16 protein-coding genes are annotated in these 17,341 nt (G+C 68.9%); 10 read left to right on the top strand and 6 right to left on the bottom strand.

The genetic code is table 11. The features are described from left to right. Positions 1-3: 3 nt before the first annotated feature. Entirely contained in the window at positions 4-1,299 is a 1,296-nt protein-coding gene (locus V3W46_RS11865; RefSeq protein ID WP_331783329.1) for a MurT ligase domain-containing protein, read from the top strand. After that, positions 1,296-2,165, top strand: a complete 870-nt coding sequence (locus V3W46_RS11860) for a type 1 glutamine amidotransferase (RefSeq protein ID WP_331783328.1) — start codon at positions 1,296-1,298, stop codon at positions 2,163-2,165. Before V3W46_RS11865 ends, V3W46_RS11860 begins: the two co-directional genes overlap by 4 nt. Before the next feature lie 32 nt (positions 2,166-2,197). On the opposite strand, the gene V3W46_RS11855 is transcribed toward V3W46_RS11860, so the two are convergent. Further along, the gene (locus V3W46_RS11855) at positions 2,198-2,923 is read right to left on the bottom strand and encodes a helix-turn-helix domain-containing protein (protein WP_331783327.1); all 726 of its coding nucleotides are present in this window, start codon (positions 2,921-2,923) and stop codon (positions 2,198-2,200) included. Between the two features lie 26 nt (positions 2,924-2,949). Here V3W46_RS11855 and V3W46_RS11850 point away from each other — a divergent pair, with 26 nt between their 5' ends. Continuing rightward, on the top strand, positions 2,950-3,156 hold the full coding sequence (locus tag V3W46_RS11850; protein ID WP_331783326.1) for a hypothetical protein: 207 nt from the start codon (positions 2,950-2,952) through the stop codon (positions 3,154-3,156). A gap of 105 nt (positions 3,157-3,261) precedes the next feature. Here the strand turns inward: V3W46_RS11850 and V3W46_RS11845 are convergent, their stop codons facing one another. Further along, the gene (locus V3W46_RS11845; protein WP_331783325.1) at positions 3,262-3,498 is read right to left on the bottom strand and encodes a DUF7455 domain-containing protein; all 237 of its coding nucleotides are present in this window, start codon (positions 3,496-3,498) and stop codon (positions 3,262-3,264) included. 205 nt (positions 3,499-3,703) lie between these two features. On the opposite strand from V3W46_RS11845, the gene V3W46_RS11840 reads away from it, so the two are divergent. Beyond that, on the top strand, positions 3,704-5,791 hold the full coding sequence (locus V3W46_RS11840; protein WP_331783324.1) for a DNA gyrase/topoisomerase IV subunit B: 2,088 nt from the start codon (positions 3,704-3,706) through the stop codon (positions 5,789-5,791). 101 nt (positions 5,792-5,892) lie between these two features. Here the strand turns inward: V3W46_RS11840 and V3W46_RS11835 are convergent, their stop codons facing one another. After that, the gene (locus V3W46_RS11835; RefSeq protein ID WP_331783323.1) at positions 5,893-8,469 is read right to left on the bottom strand and encodes a DNA gyrase/topoisomerase IV subunit A; all 2,577 of its coding nucleotides are present in this window, start codon (positions 8,467-8,469) and stop codon (positions 5,893-5,895) included. Between the two features lie 64 nt (positions 8,470-8,533). Here V3W46_RS11835 and V3W46_RS11830 point away from each other — a divergent pair, with 64 nt between their 5' ends. Next, on the top strand, positions 8,534-9,688 hold the full coding sequence (locus tag V3W46_RS11830; RefSeq protein WP_331783322.1) for an alkaline phosphatase family protein: 1,155 nt from the start codon (positions 8,534-8,536) through the stop codon (positions 9,686-9,688). Between the two features lie 13 nt (positions 9,689-9,701). Here V3W46_RS11830 and V3W46_RS11825 read toward each other — a convergent pair whose 3' ends face one another. Beyond that, positions 9,702-10,460, bottom strand: a complete 759-nt coding sequence (locus tag V3W46_RS11825; RefSeq protein ID WP_331783321.1) for a DUF1963 domain-containing protein — start codon at positions 10,458-10,460, stop codon at positions 9,702-9,704. 17 nt (positions 10,461-10,477) lie between these two features. Continuing rightward, positions 10,478-11,764 carry a septation protein SepH gene (sepH, locus tag V3W46_RS11820; protein WP_331783320.1) on the bottom strand — a complete coding sequence of 429 codons (1,287 nt, stop codon included), beginning with the start codon at positions 11,762-11,764 and terminating at the stop codon, positions 10,478-10,480. 202 nt (positions 11,765-11,966) lie between these two features. On the opposite strand from sepH, the gene V3W46_RS11815 reads away from it, so the two are divergent. Next, positions 11,967-12,260: a DUF4193 domain-containing protein gene (locus tag V3W46_RS11815; protein ID WP_104244106.1), complete on the top strand. Its 294-nt coding sequence runs from the start codon at positions 11,967-11,969 to the stop codon at positions 12,258-12,260. 13 nt (positions 12,261-12,273) lie between these two features. Here V3W46_RS11815 and V3W46_RS11810 read toward each other — a convergent pair whose 3' ends face one another. Beyond that, a complete protein-coding gene (locus V3W46_RS11810; RefSeq protein WP_331783319.1) occupies positions 12,274-12,726 on the bottom strand; it encodes a DUF3093 domain-containing protein in 453 nt (150 codons plus the stop codon). A 51-nt stretch (positions 12,727-12,777) separates the two neighbouring features. Between V3W46_RS11810 and dut the strand changes: the two genes are divergently transcribed. The 4 genes from dut to V3W46_RS11790 all read left to right on the top strand — a co-directional run bounded on the left by dut (position 12,778) and on the right by V3W46_RS11790 (position 17,211). Next, positions 12,778-13,266: a dUTP diphosphatase gene (gene dut / locus V3W46_RS11805; RefSeq protein WP_331783318.1), complete on the top strand. Its 489-nt coding sequence runs from the start codon at positions 12,778-12,780 to the stop codon at positions 13,264-13,266. A 62-nt stretch (positions 13,267-13,328) separates the two neighbouring features. Beyond that, a complete protein-coding gene (locus tag V3W46_RS11800; RefSeq protein ID WP_443069978.1) occupies positions 13,329-14,000 on the top strand; it encodes a DUF3710 domain-containing protein in 672 nt (223 codons plus the stop codon). An 18-nt stretch (positions 14,001-14,018) separates the two neighbouring features. Continuing rightward, positions 14,019-14,789: a DUF3159 domain-containing protein gene (locus tag V3W46_RS11795; protein ID WP_331783316.1), complete on the top strand. Its 771-nt coding sequence runs from the start codon at positions 14,019-14,021 to the stop codon at positions 14,787-14,789. 16 nt (positions 14,790-14,805) lie between these two features. Further along, positions 14,806-17,211, top strand: coding sequence for an HAD-IC family P-type ATPase (locus V3W46_RS11790; protein WP_331783315.1), 2,406 nt, complete (start codon positions 14,806-14,808; stop codon positions 17,209-17,211). Positions 17,212-17,341 lie beyond the last annotated feature (130 nt).

The following is a 17,341-nucleotide window of genomic DNA, read 5'->3' as shown; positions in this document are numbered from 1 at the left end:
AACGTGGGGTTTCGTACCACGGCAGCCGTTCTCGTCGGTCGTGCCGTACGCGTTGCCGCGCGTGCGCGCGGCGGCGGGTCGGCCATCCCGGGCAACATCGCGCTGAAGATCAACCCGACGTTCCTGCAAGACACCATCGCCCGCATTCCGCTCGGTGTCGTCGCGGTATCCGGATCGAACGGCAAGTCGACCACGACTAACATGCTCGCGGGTATCCTGCGCGAGCACGGCCTGAAGGTGTTCACCAACCCCTCGGGCGGCAACCTGCCGCAGGGCATCGCGTCGTCGGTGCTGGCCGGGGTGTCGCTGACCGGCGTTCTCGACGCCGACATCGCCATCCTCGAGGTCGACGAGGGCTACGGCCCGAAGATCACGACGATGCTGACGCCGTCGACGGTGCTGCTGCTGAACATCCAGATCGACCAGCTGAACCGCTACCACGAGCCAGACCGGGTGGTGCGGATGCTCGAACAGGTGGCCGGTGCCGCCACGACGTCGCTCGTGCTCAACCGCGACGACAACCACCTCGTCGACCTCGACAGCCGGCTCGGCCAGGCGTTCACATCGACGCGCGCGGTGTCGTTCTTCGGAGCCACCCCCGAGATCATCGGATCAGCCGCACACGGTCTCGCCTCGGCCGACCGGTTCGGCGACGACCGGGTGCAGGCCGGCGGCCGTGACGCCGACGTGACCGTCACCGACCTCGGCGACAGTCAGGCCGTGCTCGCGATCGACGGTATCGACGTGGCCGTTCGGCTGCCGTCGCGCGGGCTGCACTATGCGCTCGACGCAGCGGGTGCCACCGCCGCGGCGAAGGCGATTCTCGGCAGCCGGTTCCGGCCGGGGCTCGTCACCGCCGCGCTGAACGGGCTCAGCACGGTCTACGGCCGTGGCGAGCTCCTGCAGGTCGACGGCGAAGACATCGAGATCATCATGATGAAGAACCCGGCCAGCCTTCAGCTCAACCTCGATTCGCTCGAGTTCGCTCCCGAGCAGGTGTTCATGGCGGTCGACGAGGGCACGCCAGACCCGTCGTGGGTGTACGACATCGATCTGTCGAGCCTCGACCACGTCGACATGATCACCGGGTCGAAGGCCTGGCAGTTCGCCGTGCGGCTCGGCTACGCCGACATTCCGGTGGGCGGCGTCGACCTCGACGTTCGGGCCGCGCTGAAGTCGTTCCTGGCCCTGCCGCGCCCGACGCGGGGGCGCAAGACGATGATTCTGAACTATGAGCAGATGATGTCGATTCGCAAGATCCTGGGCTTCAAAGAGCTCGAGGGAGGTGGTCGCTCGTGAGCGACGCACACATCGAACCGGGGGCCGGCGCGGCGGGTGCCGGCGAGGGCGCACCGCTGCGCATCCTGCACCTGTTCGCACGCACGCTCGGCCTGAACGGTGAGAGCGGAAACGTCGACATTCTGCGCCGCCGGGCATCGTCGCGTGGCATCCCGGTGGAGGTCACCCGCATCGAGGCCGGCGACACCGTGCCGGCCGTCGACGCCGTCGACCTCGTGTTCATCGGCAGCGGGCCCGTGTCGGCCCAGGTCGAGACCCAGCCCGGTCTGCTCGCGATCGCCCCCGTGCTGCGGTCGCTCGCCGCAGCGGGCGTGCCCGTTCTGGCGGTGGGCGCCGGCTTCCAGCTGCTGGGGGAGTCGGTGACCCTCGCCGACGGAACCGGCCTGGTCGGCGCCGGCGTCTTTCCCGTGACCACGGTCGTGGCGGGTGAGCGTGTGGTCGGCGACTTCGTCGTGGAGTCGAGGGTCGGCACGCTCGTCGGGTTTGAGAACCGCGGGTCGTACATCGACATCAGAGACGCCGACCCGATCGGGCACGTCGTATACGGCCGGGGCAACGTCGCCGCGTCGGGCCCGGGCGCGAGTGCCGGGGCGGCTGCCGTCGCGGCCTCCGGTGGCACGGCGTCGGGCACGGTGCTGGTGGCTCCGGATGCCCGGGTCGAGGGCTACTGGGTCGAAAACCTCATCGGAACGCACCTGCACGGCCCTGTGCTCGCCAACAACCCGGCCCTGGCCGACTGGCTGCTCGAGGCCGCCCTCGCGCGGCGCGGGGCGACGCTGCCCGCCGCGACCCCCGACCTCGTCGAGATCGATCGGCGGGCGGCCGAAGCCCGGGCGACCATCGCGGCGGCGCCGCTCTCAGAGTAGGGCCCGCCGGGCTCTTCCACGGGGGCCGGGCGTCACGGGGCCGTGGTGGCTCGCACGTGCATCCGTTCGCCCTGCGGGCCGAAGAGGCTCAGGAACTCGACCGCGTTCGTGTCGGCGCGGCCGAACCAGTGCGGTGTCTCGGTGCTGAACTCGGCGACCTCGCCGGCGGGCAGCACGAGGTCGTGGGTGCCGAGAACGAGGCGGAGGTTGCCCTTCAGCACGTAGAGCCACTCGAACCCCGGGTGCGTCTTGGGCGCTGGATGCACGTCGGTCGGCCCCGGCGCGATGATGTGCTTGAACGCCTGCAGCCCCGACACGCCGCGGCTGAGCGGCAGAATGGTCTGCCCGTGCCGCCTCAGCGCACGGATGTGGATGCGCGGGTCGCCCGTGGCCGGTGCGCCGACCAGCTCGTCGAGGGGCACGCCGTACTCCCGGGCGAGAGGTAGCAACAGCTCGAGGGTCGCCCGGCGCTGCCCCGACTCGAGGCGGCTGAGCGTACTGAGCGAGATGCCGGTGGCGAGCGACACGTCGGCGAGCGTACGGTCGCGGTTGACGCGCAGGGTGCGCAGGCGCAGGCCGACGCCCGCGAGCACCGACTCGGTGTCGCCGGCTGGGGGGTTGTCGTGCGCTGGGGTGCCGAGCGCTGCGGTGCCGTGCGCTGGGGTGCGGTGGCCTGGGGTGCCGGGCGACGTGGAGTCGTGCGCTGTGGTGCGGTGGGCTGTGATGCGGTGTCCGGTGTTGCCTTGTGCTGCGGTCATGCTGCCAGTTTGCCAGGGTGGCAACGATGTTTGCCGCCACAGGCGTCGCGACGTTCTCGCCACGCACGCGTGCGACCACCGTGCCGGGGCTGCGGGTGGCGGGCACCGTGACCGACCCGATGGCGCAGGTGGTCTCGTCTGCGGCGGCCGGGCTGATGGCGGGCGTGGCGATGCACGCCGACCTGCTGGCCGAGGAGACGACCGCCGCCGTCGCGGCGCTGCACGCCCGTTGATCTGCACGTGGGCCGTGCGGGCACGAAAAAGCGGCGCCGGGCATCCGAGGATGCACCGGCGCCGCCGACGTTCGGGCGCAACGCTAGAAGCGCTGCACGGTGAGCCTACGAGCGGTGGTCTTCGAGGAGTCGCGCGGACTCGTCGTGCCAGCTCTTGGCGATCGGGAAGAGCTTCGCGTGCACCTCACGGCCGTGGTGGGCGCAGAACAGCAGTTCGCCGCTGGCCATCTCGACACGGATGTACGCCTGGGCGCCACAGCTGTCGCAGCGGTCTGCGCCGGTCAACTGCCTGCTCGCTTGCAGATCGCCTACCACGCCGTCATCTGTTGCAATTGATTGCATCTTATGGCTCCTCACGGGTTCGTACCTCAGACAATCTGTATAACCGATTCAAGCATGCGGATGTTCCTTCGAGGTTACATTCTCATGTGTTTCGCTGTGCGCGTACCGGCGGATTGGTCGCGGGTGTCGGTGCCCGTTGACAACAGGGCAGGAAAGTAGTCTTAGACGTTGGGGCCCACCCATCACATCTCGCAAGGAGCACTCTTTGGCATCCTCCGACTATTCGGCCAGACACCTCTCGGTTCTGGAGGGCCTCGAAGCAGTTCGCAAGCGCCCGGGAATGTACATCGGCTCGACCGGCCCGAAGGGCCTCATGCACTGCCTATGGGAGATCATCGACAACTCGGTCGACGAGGCTCTGGGCGGCCACGGCAGCGAGATCTCGATCATCCTGCACCCCGACGACAGCGTCGAGGTGCGTGACCGCGCCCGGGGCATTCCGGTCGACATCGAGCCGCGAACGGGGCTCAGCGGCGTCGAGGTCGTGTTCACCAAGCTGCACGCCGGCGGCAAGTTCGGTTCGGGGTCGTATGCCGCATCCGGTGGCCTGCACGGCGTGGGCGCCTCGGTCGTGAACGCGCTGAGCGAGCGGCTCGACGTCGAGGTCGACCGCGACGGCAAGACCTGGGCGATGTCGTTCCACCGCGGCGAGCCGGGCAACTTCGCCGACGCCGACCCGAAGAACCCCACACCGACGGCCGCCTTCACCCCCTTCGAGAACAAGAGCGAACTGCGGGTGGTCGGCAAGGTGGGCCGAAATGTGACCGGCACGCGAATCCGGTACTGGGCCGACCCGCAGATCTTCACTGAGTCGACACAGTTTCAGACGGATGAACTGGTCGACCGCGCCCGCCAGACGGCGTTTCTCGTGTCGGGCCTCGCGCTCGACATCACCGACAACCGCGGCGAAGAGCCGCTGCACGAATCGTTCCGGTACGAGGGCGGGCTGGCCGAGTTCGTCGACTTCCTGGCTCCGGATGCCCCGCTGACCGACACCTGGCGCCTGGAAGGGGCGGGAACGTTCACCGAGACCGTTCCGGTGCTGAGCGACGCGGGCGCGATGGTGCCGACCGAACTCACCCGCGACTGCTCGGTCGACGTGGCCCTGCGCTGGGGAACGGGCTACGACACCGAGGTCAAGACCTTCGTCAACATCATCTCGACCCCGAAGGGCGGCACGCACCTCGCCGGCTTCGAGGCGGGGCTGCTGAAGTTTCTGCGCACCACGGTCGAGGCGAACGCCCGGCGGCTGAAGGTCGGCAACGACAAGCTCGACAAAGAAGACGTGCTCGCCGGCCTCACGGCGGTGCTCACCGTGCGCCTGCCCGAGCCGCAGTTCGAGGGCCAGACGAAGGAGATCCTCGGCACGCCCGCCGTGCGCAACATCGTCAGCTCGGTCGTGACCAAGGCGCTGGGCGAGCGGTTCTCGTCGACGAAACGCGACGACAAGACGCAGACCTCCCTCGTGCTCGACAAGGTCGTCGCCGAGATGAAGTCGCGCATCTCCGCGCGCGCCCACAAAGAGACGCAGCGCCGCAAGAACGCCCTCGAGAGTTCGTCGCTGCCGGCGAAGCTCGTCGACTGCCGCTCGAGCGACGTCGAGAACAGCGAGCTCTTCATCGTGGAGGGCGACTCGGCGCTCGGCACGGCGAAGCTGGCGCGCAACAGCGAGTTCCAGGCGCTGCTGCCCATCCGCGGCAAGATCCTGAACGTGCAGAAGGCGTCGGTCGCCGACATGCTGTCGAACAGCGAGTGCGCGTCGATCATCCAGGTGCTCGGCGCCGGGTCGGGCCGCTCGTTCGACATCGACACGGCCCGGTACGGCAAGGTCATCCTGATGAGCGACGCCGACGTCGACGGCGCGCACATCCGCACGCTGCTGCTCACGCTGTTCTTCCGCTACATGCGGCCCATGATCGACGCGGGCCGAGTATTCGCCGCGGTGCCGCCGCTTCACCGGGTCGTGGTGATGAACCCGGGCACCAAGCCGAACGAGACGATCTACACGTACTCCGAGACCGAGCTGAACGGCGTGCTGGCCGGCCTGAAGCGAACGAACAAGAAGTACCAAGACCCGATTCAGCGCTACAAGGGCCTCGGCGAGATGGATGCCGACCAGCTCGCCCTCACCACCATGGACAAGAGCCACCGCATGCTGCGCCGCGTGCGGGTGACGGATGCCCAGGCCGCCGAGCGCACATTCGAGCTGCTCATGGGCGACGACGTGGCCCCCCGCAAGGAGTTCATCATCGCGGGCGGCGCCAGCCTGAGCGCAGACCGCATCGACACCTGACCCCCGCTGGCCCTCATGCGCGGTAGTTCGGCAGATCCGCACCCCCTCGAACTACCGCGGATTCGCCGCGGATGCGTTCGGGCGAGGCGGGCTGAGCAGCGTCAGGGGAGGGTGACGGCGAAGCCGACGGAGCCGACGGGGGCCGCGAGAGGCGTGCCTGAGGCGTCGCGCTTGGCGCCCGGGTCGGGCAGGGTGCGCACGGCACCGTCGGGGGCGACAGCCAGCGCGGGGGCGGGGCCGACCCAGGCGAGCTGCAGGGCATCCTCACCCTTGATGAAGCGCTGGGAGCGCACGCCACCGGTGGCACGGCCCTTGGCGGGAAACTCGCTGAACGCCGAGACCTTCGCCGAGCCGGCGTCGGTGCCCGGCAGGGTCGATGAGTTGCCCGCGATCGTGACGACCACGATGCCGGGCTCAACGGCGGCGTTGGATGCTGCACCGTCGCCCGCGACAGAGGGGGCGCCCCCCTCGCCGACATCCGCTCCGGATGCTGCGCCACCGCCCGCCGCATCGACCGCGCTGAAGGCGATGACCGTGGCGCCCGCGCCGAGGCTGATGCCGGCCATGCCGCCCGCGCTTCGCCCCTGCGGGCGAACGGACGCGGCCGGGAAGTGCAGCAGCTGCGCATCCGACGCGACGAAGACGAGGTTCGACGACTCCGCGGGCTGGGTGGCCCCGACGACCTCGTCGCCGGGCTTGAGGGTGATGAGTTCGAAGTCGGGCTTGCTCGGCCAGTCGCCGGGGGTGACCCGCTTGACCGTGCCCTGGCGGGTGCCGAGCGCGATCGGACGTTCGCTGGTGAGAGACACCAGGGCGATGACACGCTCTCGCTTCGGGTCGAGGGCGAGGTAGTCGGCGATGCGCACGCCGGCAGCGAGCTGCACCGAGTTGGCGGGAACGACGGGCAGGTCGAGCACCGACATGCGGATGAGCCGGCCGAGGTTCGTGACGGCGCCGATCTCGGTGCGCGTGGTGCCCTCGACGACGGAGCGCACGGCGTCGTGCTTGCCGCGCCGAAGCCTGGCGGCCGGAGCCGGCGCGGGGAAGTCACTGGAGTCGTCGTCAGCACGGGCATCCACTCGAATCGACCGGCCCGTGGTCGACAGGTAGATGCGGCAGGGGGTGTCGGCGAGCTCGAGCGACTCCTGAACGCGGCGGGCCGCGGCCGTCGACGCGGGCGCCGGCCGGGCCTCGGTGAGCAGCGTACGACGAGGGGTGCCGAGCCGGTCGGCCACCTCGTCTAGCTCTTCAGACACCGTCTGGCGGATGAGCGCGGGGCTGGCCAGCAGAGCTTCGAGCTGTTCGATCTCGCGCTGCAGGGCATCCCGCTCGGCCTCGAGCTCGATGCGTGAGAACTTCGTGAGCCGGCGCAGCCGCAGCTCGAGAATGTAGTCGGCCTGCAGCACCGAGAGGTCGAAGACATCGATGAGGCGGGTACGGGCCTGGTCGGTGTCGTCGCTGTTGCGGATGACCTGGATCACTTCGTCAATGTCGAGAATCGCGATCAGCAGGCCGAGCACCAGGTGTAGCCGCTCGCGACGCTTTGTCAGCCGGAACCGGGTGCGCCGGGTGGTGACCTCGATGCGGTGGTCGACGTAGACCTGCAGCAGCTCCTTCAGCCCGAGGGTCTGCGGGCTGCCGCCGACGAGGGCGACGTTGTTGATGTTGAACGAGTCTTCGAGCGGGGTCTGCCGGTACAGCTGCTCGAGTACGGCGAGCGGGTCGAACCCGGTCTTGATGCCGATGACGAGCCGCAGCCCGTTCGTGCGGTCGGTGAGGTCGGTCACATCGGAGACGCCCTGCAGCTTCTTCGAGTTCACGCCGTCTTTGATCTTCGAGATGACCTTCTCGGCGCCCACGAGGTAGGGCAGCTCAGTGACGACGAGCCCGACCTTGCGCGCGGTGAGGTTCTCGACGCTGACCTTGGCGCGGGTCTTGAACGCCCCGCGCCCCGTCGCGTAGGCGTCGCGAATGCCCGCCAGCCCCACGATCGTGCCCCCGCCGGGCAGATCGGGCCCCGGGATGAACGACATGAGCTCGTCGACCGTGGCATCGGGATGCGTGATGAGGTACCGCGCCCCGGCCACCACCTCGATCAGGTTGTGCGGCGCCATGTTCGTGGCCATGCCCACGGCGATGCCGCTCGCGCCGTTGACCAGCAGGTTCGGGTACGCCGCGGGCAGCACGTCGGGCTGGGTCAGCTGGTTGTCGTAGTTCGGCACGAAGTCGACCACGTCTTCGTCGAGCCCGTCGGTCATCACCAGCGCCGCGGGTGCCAGCCGCGCCTCGGTGTATCGGGATGCCGCCGGGCCGTCGTCGAGCGACCCGAAGTTGCCGTGGCCGTCGATGAGGGGCAGCCGCATCGTCCACGGCTGGGCCAGGCGCACCATCGCGTCGTAGATCGACGCGTCACCGTGCGGGTGCAGCTTGCCCATCACCTCGCCCACGACGCGGGCCGACTTCACGTGCCCACGGTCGGGGCGCAGGCCCATCTCGCTCATCTGGTAGAGGATGCGCCGCTGTACCGGCTTGAGGCCGTCGCGTGCATCCGGAAGCGCCCGCGAGTAGATCACCGAATACGCGTATTCGAGGAACGACCCCTGCATCTCGCTCGAGACGTCGATGTCTTCGATGTTCTCGGGCGTCGTGGTGGCCGGCTCGGGTGTCTTCGGTGTCATTCCAGCTGTCTCGTCGGGTCGTGACGGTGCCGTTCTCGGCACTCAGCGTGCCAGACTTGGCACAATGCCCCCCATGCTACCCGGCCTCGATTCTGCCGCCGCGCACCTCACAGACGTGTTGCCGAGTTGCCTCGCGGCCCTCGCAGGTTCGGCCAACACGCTGGAGTTGCCGCCGGTGTCGAAGGCCGTCGTGGTGCTGGTCGACGGGCTCGGCGTCTCGTCGCTGAAGGCGCGAGCCGGCCACGCCCGGCACCTCGCCGGGGCGCTCACCAAGAGGGGCAGAATCGCCAGCGGGTTTCCGACCACGACGGCCGCAGCCCTCGCCTCGCTGACCACCGGGGTCGCACCGGGCACACACGGCCTGGTGGGGTACACCGCGCTCGTGCCCGACGCCGATGAGGTGGTCAATCAGCTCACCGGCTGGGGAGCTGCCATGCAGCCCGCGACCTGGCAGACGGTGCCGACGCTGTTCGAACGGGCCACCGAGGCGGGCGTCGGATGCACGGCCATCGGTGCCCCGCGCTACGCCACGAGCGGCTTCACCGAGGCGGTGCTGCGCGGGGCGGACTACGTCGGGGGCAAAACCATCGCCGACCGCTTCGCCGCGGCCCGCCGCGTGCTCGATGAGGTGCCGGCAGGGCAGCGCGCGCTCCTCTACCTCTACATTCCCGAGCTCGACATGGCGTCGCACGCCCACGGCTGGCAGTCGGGCCAGTTCATCGCCGCCCTCGAGACGGTCGACGCCGAACTGGCCTCGTTCGCCGGCGGCCTGCGCGCGGGCGAGGGGATGCTGCTGACCGCCGACCACGGCATGGTCGACGTGCCACAGACCTCGCACGTGCTCTTCGACACGCAGCCGTCGCTCGTGGCGGGTGTGCGGCACGTGGCGGGTGACCCGCGCTGCCTGCAGCTGCACTTCGAGCCCGACCTGACCGCCGCCGACCGGCTCGCCGTGGTGGAGGCCTGGCGAGAGGCCGAGGGTGAACGCGCCTGGGTGCTGACCCGGGACGAGGCGATCGAGGCGGGGTGGTTCGGCGAGGTGCTGCCGGGCATCCGCCCCCGCATCGGCGACGTCATCGTGGCGGCGCGCAAGAACATCGCCTACTACGACTCGCGCCGCACCCCGGCCGCCAAGCGCACCATGATCGGCCAGCACGGCTCGTGGAGCGACGACGAGCTGTACGTGCCGCTGCTGCGGTTCGGGGCCTTCGCCGCCTGAGCTCGCGTACTGCTCATCCCGCGCCGTCCTGCCAGCAGAAGCGGCCGCTCGTCAACTGGCGATTGACGAAGGCGTAGCCCTGGCCGTCATACCCGAAGTCGAGCCAGAACGGCGTACTGAGTGCGGGCAGCTGTAAAAGAAGCTGCCAGGTCGGATCGCCGTACGGAAAAGCATCGCCCTGCCGAAAATTGGGAGTGCCACCCATCTTGGCGCCCACGATAGCCGCTCCATATTTCTGCCAATCGGCCGGACCCAGTCTCTGGTACCGCGCCTCGCTGATGAATTCGGGATCGCTCTGTGGCGTCAGCTCCGCGCGCCAGACTGAATGCTCCGCCGTCGGATACGAACGACCGAACCGGTGCTGAGCGGTCACCGCCGTCGGCCCGGTCTCGAAAGGCACCGTTCGCAGGCGAGCGTTCCTCCCGGGCTGCAACACCAGTGCATTCTCTCCGCCGTCCATGAGCCGGTTTTGCGGTACACGGTGACCTGCCGTCACGGTGTCAGTCATGAACAGATACGCCATTGCGGAAGATCGATGACCGGCGTCACTCAGACGGAGCTGACCTATGAATCGCATCGGCGTGCCGAATCGACGACTGACGGGCCACTCCGGTGCACCCAGCCACGTCGGCTGACCGCCGAACTTCGTCACAAATGCACCCACATCGGCATCGCACGCCGTGAACGTCAGGGAAGCACGAAAGACCATGCTCGAGAATAGCTCACTACTGCCTTCGAGTCGCCCGTGAAGCGGACGATCGACCGTTCTCATGCATACGGTCTGCGAGGTCAGCCGAGGTCGTCGTCGGTGCGGGCGCCGAAGACGATCTCGTCCCAGCTGGGCATCGCGGCACGGCGCTTCGAGCGGGGCTGGGGGCCGGTCTGGCGCTGCTGCGGGGTGGTCTCCTCGAGGCCGTCGAGGGTGGTGACACCCGATGGGCCCGCGGTGCCCTGGCTGCCCTCGGGCGAGCCGGTGGGTACCGGCGTGGCGCCGGTGGCACCCGACGATCCGCGGGTCAGGTGGGCGACCGGTCGCGTGTCGCCACGGGAGCCCGACGCGACGGTGCCGCTGTCGCGGGTCGACGGATGCCCGGTCGACGCCAGCGCGTCGAAGTCGTCATCGCCGTCGAGGGTGAATGGCGCGGCCTCGCGTTCGCCGCGGCGTCGGCGCAGCGCCTCGAGCAGGTCGGCGGTCTCGTTCTGGGCGGCCGGACCGGGGGCCTGGCGGGTGACCGCGGCGGCTGCCGCAGCCGGCGACGACTCTTCGGCCGTGCGCGCGAACGGCGAGCGGCTGAACGGCGTGGGCTCGACGAGAACCGGGGGAGCGGTGGGGTCTGAACTGCTCGCAGCCGGCTCGGCCTCGTCGGAGGTGTCGAGCGGAAAGGCGTCGTCGAGCTCGTCGAGGGCGAGCCCCGCGCTCTCGGCACGGGCGATGGAGGAGCCGCCCGGGGCACCCGGATCGTTTCGTCGGCCATCCGCATCGACCGCACGCAGGCGCGGAATGAGGCCCTCGACGATCTCGCCGTGCTGCGACAGCGTCACGGCTCCCGAATTCAGCGGGGTGAGCGCGTGACGCTTGGGGTCGAACTGCCAGCGGGCATCGTGATCGATCTCAGAGGCGGTGAAGGTGAGCTTGACCACCCAGCCCGTCTCCTCCTTCCAGCTGGCCCAGCGCAGGTCGGTGGCACCGAGGCCTTCGAGGCGCTCTTCGACCACGTCGCCGAACGTCGACGACTGGTCGTCGCTCAGTGGATCGATCGATGAGGCGACCTTGACCGGCACACGCAGGGCCGAGCTCACGATGTGCAGCCGTTCGGCCACCACCGGGCCCTCGAAGCGCTCGACGAACTCGAGCGAGGCGCCGGTCGCCCTGGCGACGTCTTCTGCGCTCATTCCGGCCCTGATCTGGGCCTGGATCTCGCGCGGCGACACCTTCACACCCGAATCGGCCTGCGTCGTACTCTGCCGGAGCCTCGACTGCAGCACTTCGTCGATGGCAACGCGGTAGCGCTCGCCTGATTCGGAAGCGACGAGGAGTGCCCCGTTCTCGATTCCGATGACTGTTAGATCTTGCATGGTGAAAGGCCCCGTCTTGGTCTGGAGTTCCCTGCAAGGATGCCATGACAAGGGGGCTGAAGTCGGGAATGTTCAGGGCGTGCCGTAAGTTGCTACGGGCGAGGATGCGAACCGGCTCAATCGCGGTTTGCTATTCCCCCCTGAATGATGCAAACTAACGCCGCCGATTTTGTTTCAGCTGGCGTATGAGAAGTGGATAAGCATGGCAACCGATTACGACGCCCCGCGCAAGACCGACGACGATTCCGACTCGATCGAGGCGCTGAAAGAGCGTGTGCCAGACAAGATGTCTGGCGTCGTAGACGTTGATGACGCCGACAATCCCGGCGGCTTCGAGCTGCCCGGGGCTGACCTCTCAGATCTCGACCTCGACGTGGTGGTTCTGCCGCCGCAGGCAGACGAGTTCACCTGTGTGAGCTGCTTCCTCGTGAAGCACCGCTCACAGATCGATCACCAGACGAAGCTCGGCCCCGTCTGCATCGAATGCGAGATGTAAGCGTAGACAGACGCTACGAAGCGAGCTCGTGGTTCGCCCCTTCGAGGGCGGCTACGAGCTCGTTCGGGTTTCGCGACGAGATCAGCCAGTAGGGCACCGGGTCGGCGGGATCGTGCACGTTGACCTTGACCACCGGCTGGATCCAGCCCCGGATGCACAGCCAGGCCCGCGCGTCGAGCTTGCGGCCCCTCGCCAGTGTGGCCGCGTCGCCCGTGACCGCCTCGGGCTCGCCGAGCAGCGCCACCGGGATGCGCGCCTTGCCGGCGCTCAGCATGCCGTCTTCGACGCGTACGACGGGTGACAGAGCGAACAGCACGAGCACCGAGCCGACGTAGAGAACGACGGCGCAGATGTACCCGGCGATGATGTTGATCGGCGCGAAGACGGCGATGCTCGCGGGAATCAGCAGAATCAGATAGAGGTAGATCCGGCCCGAGGGCACCAGCCGTTCCCGATACGTCGTCATGTCTCTATTCGATCAGAGTTTTGGCCCACGAATCTGCACTACCCTCGACTCGTGACTGAAACCGTCGAAGTTCTCATCAAGGCCGAGCAGATTCCCAGCTATGCCCATCCGGGCGACGCGGGGGCCGACCTGCGCTCGACCGAGTCGCTCACGCTGCAGCCCGGCGAGCGGTACACCATCGGCACCGGCGTCTCCATCGCCCTGCCCGACGGCTTCGTCGCGTTCGTGGTGCCCCGCAGCGGCCTGGCCAGCAAGCACGGCATCACGATCGTGAACTCGCCGGGAACGGTGGATGCCGGCTATCGCGGCGAGATTCGGGTCTCCCTCCTGAATACCGACATGTCGGTGCCGTACGATATCGCCGTTGGCGACAGAATCGCCCAATTGATCGTCATGCCGGTGACCCGCGCGGTTTTCGTGCCCGTCGAGGAGCTGCCCGGCAGCTCCCGCGGCGAGGGCGGCTTCGGCTCGACCGGAACCGCCGACCTGACCCAGGTCACGATCGACGACACCCCAGACAGTGAAGAAAGCATGCCGTGAGCAAAAGGTCTGAACGTAAGAGAGAATTGGCGGCGCTCGAGGCGCAGGGCGCCGAGGGCGAACTGGCCGACGCGGCCGACATCGTCGATGCCACCGAGCTCGACGCCGGAGAACTCGAGGTCACCCGCGGCGACGCCCCCGCACCCGACGCGAAGTCGGCGCCGGAGAACCGCGCCACCGACGGCCCGTTCGACGCCGACGAAGCCAACCCGGCCCGCCCGTACGTCGACCTCGGCGGAATCAAGATCCTGCCGCGGGAGGGCCTGCAGCTGCGCCTCGAGGTGGAGGAGGGCACCCAGCGCGTGGTCGCCGTGGGCCTTGACTTCGCCGGCTCGACGCTGCAGATCCAGGCGTTCGCCGCACCCCGGTCGACCGGGCTGTGGCACGACATCCGTGAGCAGATCCGCCAGCAGATCACCGGCCAGGGCGGCTCACTGACCGAGCGCGACGGCGCCTTCGGCCCCGAGCTGGTCGCCGAGGTTCCGGCCGTCGGCCCCGACGGCAAGCCGGTCTCACGCCTCGCCCGCTTCATCGGCGTCGACGGGCCCCGCTGGTTCCTGCGTGGTGTCATCGCGGGTGACGCCATGACGAGCGATGACGCGCAGGCCGCCGTCGAAGAGCTGTTCCGCAGCGTCGTCGTGGTGCGCGGAAACTCCCCGATGCCGCCGCGCGACCTGATCCCGTTGAGCATTCCGAAGACCACCGCCGGGCCCTCGGCGACGACCGCGATCTAGCGCATGGCGGAGAACGGCATGGCCGGCGACCCCGAGCCCGAGCAGCCACGGAATCCGACCCTGTCGGAGGCGTTCGCGGCCGCGGCCCGGCGCTCGGGCATCGGCCAGGTGGCGCCCGGCGAGACCCCGACGGCGAACTCGCTGCTCCGGGCGATGGGCGGCATCCGGGGGCTCATCGAATCGATCCTGCCCGGGCTGGCGTTCCTGGTCATCTACACGGTCACCAGAGATCTGACGCCGAGTGTCATCGCGCCGCTGGTGGTGGCGGTGGTGTTCATCATCGTGCGCCTCGTCACCCGCAGCCCCGTCATGCCGGCCGTCGTCGGGCTGGTCGGCGTGGGCATCTCGGCCGCTCTCGCCCTCGTCACCGGGAAGGCCGAAGACAACTTTCTGCCCGGGCTCATCATCAATGCGGTGTCGATCGTGGTGCTGCTGGTCTCCATCGTGGCGCGCTGGCCCCTCATCGGACTCATCGTGGGCGTGCTGACCGGCGACGCGGTGGGCTGGCGAACCGATGCCGCCAAGTTCCGTGTCGTGCTGATCGCGACCTGGTGCTGGGTGGGCCTGTTCGCCATCCGCCTCGGGGTCGAGGGCCCGCTCTACCTCGCGGGCAACGCCGAGGCGCTGGCCTCGGTGAAGCTGCTGCTGGGTGTGCCGCTGTATGCGGCCATGCTCTGGGTCACCTGGCTGCTGGTGCGGGCGGCGTTCGGCCACCAGAAGAGCGCGTCGACCGACACGAGTGCGTCGACCGACCCGGCGGGCGGCCTGCCCGGCACCGGCCGCGACTGAGCGGGCGTCCAGGCCGATGACCGTGGTGGCCGATCAGGGCCTGACCAGCGCCGAGGTCGCCGAGCGCGTCGCGAACGGGCAGGTCAACGTCACCCGGGTACCCACCTCCCGGTCGCTCGGCGACATCGTCAGAGAGAACGTCTTCACGTTCTTCAACGGCATCCTCACGGTGTGCTTCGTCGCCGTGCTGCTGCTCGGCGACCTGCGCGACGGCTTCTTCTACGGCGTGGTCGTGTTCAACGCGCTCATCGGCATCGTGCAGGAGCTGCGGGCCAAACGCGCGCTCGACCGGCTCGCGCTGCTCGCGGCGCCCGAGACCGCGGTTCGCCGAGACGGCGTCGTCTCGGTCATCCGGCCCGAAGAGGTCGTGCTCGGCGATCTCGTGATCGCGCGGCCGGGCGACCAGATCACGGCCGACGCGGAGGTGCTGGTCACCACGGCGCTGTTTATGGACGAGTCGCTGCTGACGGGGGAGTCAGACCCCATAGCGAAGCAACCGGGCGACCGACTCATGTCGGGATCGCTGGTGCAGTCGGGCACAGCCGAGGCGCGAGTGGTCGCGGTCGGCGCCGACTCGTACGCCAGCAGACTGACGGCCGAGATCAAGCGGCACAGCCTGGTGCACTCCGAGCTGCGGGCGGCGACCAACCGCATCCTGGTCTACCTGTCGTGGATCCTCGTGCCGATGATCATCGTCATCGTGTTCGGCCGCATCGCCACCTACGGGGGATTCGCGGCGCTGGCCGACCCGAACGACCAGAGCTGGCGGCAAGCGCTCATCGACGCGGTCGCGAGCGTGGTGGGCATCATCCCCGAGGGGCTCGTGCTGCTCACCAGCCTCGCCTTCGGCGTCGCGGCGATCTCGCTCTCGCGACAGAACGTGCTGGTGCAGGAGCTCGCCGCCGTCGAGGTGCTCGCCCGCGTCGACGTGCTCTGCCTTGACAAGACCGGCACCCTCACCACGGGCACGATCGGGTTCCACGGGCTCGAACAGCTGCCCGGCAGGGCCGACGACCTGGCGCCCGCCCGGGTGGCGCTGGCGGCGCTGTCGACCGATGACGCAGGCAACGCGACCTCGCGCGCGCTGGCCAACCAGTTCGACCTCGGTGACGCTGTGGTCGACGAGCGGCTCGCGTTCAGCTCGTTCCGCGCGTTCAGTGCGGTGCGGCTGAGCGGGGCGCCGGCCGATGGTGCGGGCGGGGATCTGGTGAGCGGCACGTGGCTGCTGGGCGCGCCCGAGCGGCTGCTGCACGGGCATCCGGATGCCCTGGCCGCCGCCCACGAGATCGCCTCGAGCGGGCGCAGAACCCTGGTGCTCTCGCGCTGCGAGGTCGCTCCGGCCGAGTTCGTCGACGCACCCGACCGCGTACGCGAGGCCAGCCCGGTGTGCTTCGTGATTCTCGAAGAGACGCTGCGGCCCGAGGCGGCCGACACGTTGGCCTACTTCGCCGCCGAGGGCGTGCGGGTCATCATCGTGTCGGGCGACAACCCGCACACGGTGGGCTCGATCGCACGCAAGCTGAACCTCGGCGACGAGGCGCTCGACGCGAGCCTGCTCGACGGCGACGACGCCCTCGCCGAGGCGCTCTCGCACACGAACGTCTTCGGCCGGGTGGCTCCCGAGCAGAAGCAGCGCATGGTCACCCTGTTGAAGGCCGAGGGCCACGCGGTGGCGATGACGGGTGACGGTGTGAACGACGCCATGGCGATCAAAGACGCCGACCTCGGCATCGCCATGGGCAACGCCACCCCCGCCACCCGCGCGGTGTCGCGGCTGGTGCTGCTCGACAGCCGGTTCGACCGCATGCCCGAGGTGCTGATGCTCGGGCGGCGGGTGATCGCGAACGTCGAGCGGGTGTCGAACCTCTTTCTGTCGAAGACCGTCTACGGCATCGTGCTGGCGCTGTTCACGGCGATCTTCGCGTGGGAGTTCCCCTTCCTGCCGCGGCAGCTGACCCTGGTGTCGGTGCTGGCGATCGGGGTGCCGTCGTTCTTCCTCGCCCTGGCGCCGAACAGGCGCCGTTACCGGGCCGGTGTGCTGCCGCGGGTGCTGAAGTTCTCGGTGCCGACCGGCCTCATCGGTGCGACGGCGTGCCTCACCGCCTACGCGCCGATGCGCGATCGTCTGCCGCAGGTCGAGGCGCGCAGCCTGGCCACCATCGCGCTGTTCATGGTGTCGCTCTGGATCGTCTCGGTGCTGGCCCGCCCGCTGTCGCGGCCCCGCGTCATCCTCGTCGCGTCGATGTGCGCCGCGTTCGTGCTCGCCTATCTGCTGCCGTTCGCGCAGAGCTTCTTCATGCTGCAGGTCGACTCGCTCGGCTGGCTCGCCTACGTGGTCGGCATCGGGCTGCTCGGGGCGGGCGGAATCGAGATCTACTACCGCTTCGCGAAACGGCACGGGCTCGTCGTCGATCGCGAGTGAGGGTGCTAAAGTTATCTTGACGTCGAGATACTTTGACGGCGGCGGCGCCCGGCTCAGGTAAGGGCAGCCTTGCTAGCCACGGGTACCCCGGCGCAAGAAGATTGACGTACCGAGCGAAGGAGAGACGTAC

Source organism: Subtercola sp. YIM 133946 (genome assembly GCF_036553535.1).
GTDB lineage: Bacteria > Actinomycetota > Actinomycetes > Actinomycetales > Microbacteriaceae > Subtercola.
This window is presented reverse-complemented; position numbering and strand designations above follow the sequence as displayed.